The sequence below is a fragment of the Candidatus Aegiribacteria sp. genome (genome assembly GCA_021108435.1).
Classification (GTDB): Bacteria; Fermentibacterota; Fermentibacteria; order Fermentibacterales; family JCC-6; genus Aegiribacteria.
Window position 1 is genome coordinate 1 of sequence record JAIOQY010000135.1, and the last position, 2,728, is coordinate 2,728.

The following is a 2,728-nucleotide window of genomic DNA, read 5'->3' on the forward strand; positions in this document are numbered from 1 at the left end:
AGTATATGGGACGATCCGATGGATAGCCGAGGTTCAGTTCACCGAGTCAGCGCTTGAGCAATCCACCTGGGGGAGTTTGAAGACACAGTTCTAACCGGCAAAATTGATCAGCTGCAGACAGATAAGTAAACCGCCCATGTGTTCCTGCGAATTGAAATTGGCATAACCGTACAAGCCTATACCCAGTTTCTCGGTGGGAGTCCAGAACAACTGTACTGCAACTGGTAATCCTATGGTAGTAAAACTTTCAATTTCGCTTTGACCGGATAAATCCCAGCTTCCACCAACAAAACCGATGCCTGTCTCAAGACTGATCAAACCATATGTTGTACTCCACGCCAGCCCTGATAAGATTGCCCCTTCCAGAAACTCTCTGGAGTCGGATAAAATAGCTACCTCGGTGGAATACAAAAAGCGCGCTGAGAAAATATGCAAACCCGTTCGATAAGAGCCTGTAAGACCAAATCCATAATCTGGTTTGGCGGGGCCAAAACCGCCGTTGATCCAATATTCGGATTCAGCAGGTTTTTGTTCAAGTACTTCCTGTGCTGATACCTGCCGGATCAAACCTCCCGGCAGAACAGTACCCAGCATAATAAACAATAAACACTTTTTCATCTCTTCACTCCGTATTGAACCTATTCATGCACGGGAAGCTTTGCTTCCCTCCTTTTCCCAGACAGATAATACTGTTGAAAACATACACCTGTCAAAGTCCGGAGTGAATGCTGTATTTCCTTTTCATGTATCAAAACGAACCCGCTCCAGGGCAGCTGCTGAGCCGGATTCACTTTTCGTATGTCGCTTCCCGTTCATATTTTAAATATACTTAACATGTTTGAAAGAAAGGAGACAGGATGAAATATCTGATATTTCTGTTCGTCGTTGCCCTCACAGCCCTGGGATGGGTGGATGAGGATGGACGTGACAGTTCGATTCCCGAGGGAACACTTCCCGTGGGAGGTGATGCGATTGAGTTGACTATTCTGAACACCTTCCAGGTGTCATCTGCTGGTTCAATGTTCGGTCTGGATACTCAGGAAGAAATCAGCCAGCTTGTGGTTATGGATAAAAACGCCCACTTGATCCGAGCGGTGGAAATGGGTACCGGAAACCCTGTGTGGACAATTTATACCCGCTGTTCCTACACTTTCGGCTGCTGTCATAACTGGCCTTCCCCTTATTGGTGGTACATAAATTGTTATCTCCACACCAATATTAGTTATCACGATGGTACTACCTGGGATGTTGCATTTCCAAATCCTGCCGGATCAAACGGCAGAGGTATGGATTTCCAGAATGACGGAAACTACATCTGGGAAACGTACAGCAGCAGTATTTCACATGGTATCTACAGGATAGACGAGACTGGCAGCAACATTTTTTATGCTGTAACTGATGTTCCGGGGCAGATGAGTGGACTTGCCGTGTTCCCATACAACGGCAATCTCGGCATATTCGTCACCTGTTACGATTTTCAGGAATGGTTCCTCTTCGAATTCGACGGTTCAAGCATGACATATATAGGATCGGGCAATCCAGGGTTGAGTAATTTTACACAGTCACTTGGACTGACATATTACCCGGACACAGACACTTTCTTCTGGAGCTATAAAGTATACGGTACAATTCGATGGATAGCTGAGGTTCAGTTCACCGAGTCCGCGCTAGAGCAATCCACCTGGGGGAGTTTGAAGACACAGTTCTAACCGGCAAAATTGATCAGCTGCAGACAGATAAGTAAACCGCCCATGTGTTCCTGCGAATTGAAATTGGCATAACCGTACAAGCCTATACCCAGTTTCTCGGTGGGAGTCCAGAACAACATTGAACCTATTCATGCACGGGAAGCTTTGCTTCCCTCCTTTTCCCAGATAGATAATACTGTTGAAAACATACCCCGGTCAAACCTCAGAGAATTACTCAAATACCAGCGTTTCTCCCAACAGTGCCACCCACCAATAAAAGCGACATGGCATAATCAATCCGGGAAGCGTACTCCGGCCCTTTAACTGCACTTGACAATCTCCTCTGATCTTTACACATAAATATAGGAGGTGCAAATCCCGCCTGTGTCATGCTCTCTAAAACGATCATGATGAAATGAATTATGATGACCACTGCTTGCACGGGTGGATGGTTACATGTCAAGATCAATCACGGATATCGAAGCTATTCCCGGTTTGAATCCCGAGGAGACAGAAATCATTCAGCGCGTGACGGAGTTCTACCCTTTTCGCGCAACATCACACTATCTCTCACTTGTAGACTGGGAGGATCCTGATGATCCCCTGAGAAGAGTCGTTGTGCCTGACGCAGGAGAGCTGGAGTCAGGAGGCAGCCTTGATCCAAGCAGAGAGAAAAGCTTCTATGTTCTTCCCGGCATGCAGCATAAGTATCCTGACACTGCTCTGCTTCTTGTAGGCCGCCAGTGCGCCGGATACTGTCGCTACTGCTTCCGGAAAAGGCTGTTCCTTCGAAAAGGCATCAATGAATATCCCCCGAACATCAACAGTTGCATCAAGTACATCCGAGATAATCCCAAGATACGAAATATATTGCTCACGGGTGGCGACCCCCTCACTCTTTCCGGTGAGCAACTGATGGAAATCATTCGAAAGATGGCAGAGCTGCCCCGGATCAAGGCTGTCAGGATCGGTACGAGGATGCTGTCCTGGGATCCCGGCAGGGTGATTGCAGATCGTTTGCTGCTTCAGGGATTGAGTGA

At 47.2% G+C, this 2,728-nt stretch carries 3 protein-coding genes; 2 read left to right on the forward strand and 1 reads right to left on the reverse strand.

Annotation, left to right across the window (positions count from 1 at the left end; all coding sequences use genetic code 11):
• Positions 1-90 precede the first annotated feature (90 nt).
• Positions 91-618, reverse strand: coding sequence for a hypothetical protein (locus tag K8R76_07860; protein MCD4848089.1), 528 nt, complete (start codon positions 616-618; stop codon positions 91-93).
• A 239-nt stretch (positions 619-857) separates the two neighbouring features.
• Here K8R76_07860 and K8R76_07865 point away from each other — a divergent pair, with 239 nt between their 5' ends.
• Together K8R76_07865 and K8R76_07870 are read left to right on the forward strand one after the other, a co-directional pair.
• The gene (locus K8R76_07865) at positions 858-1,709 is read left to right on the forward strand and encodes a hypothetical protein (protein ID MCD4848090.1); all 852 of its coding nucleotides are present in this window, start codon (positions 858-860) and stop codon (positions 1,707-1,709) included.
• 435 nt (positions 1,710-2,144) lie between these two features.
• Positions 2,145-2,728: 4Fe-4S cluster-binding domain-containing protein (locus K8R76_07870; protein ID MCD4848091.1), on the forward strand; the 584-nt coding region annotated here is incomplete at its 3' end.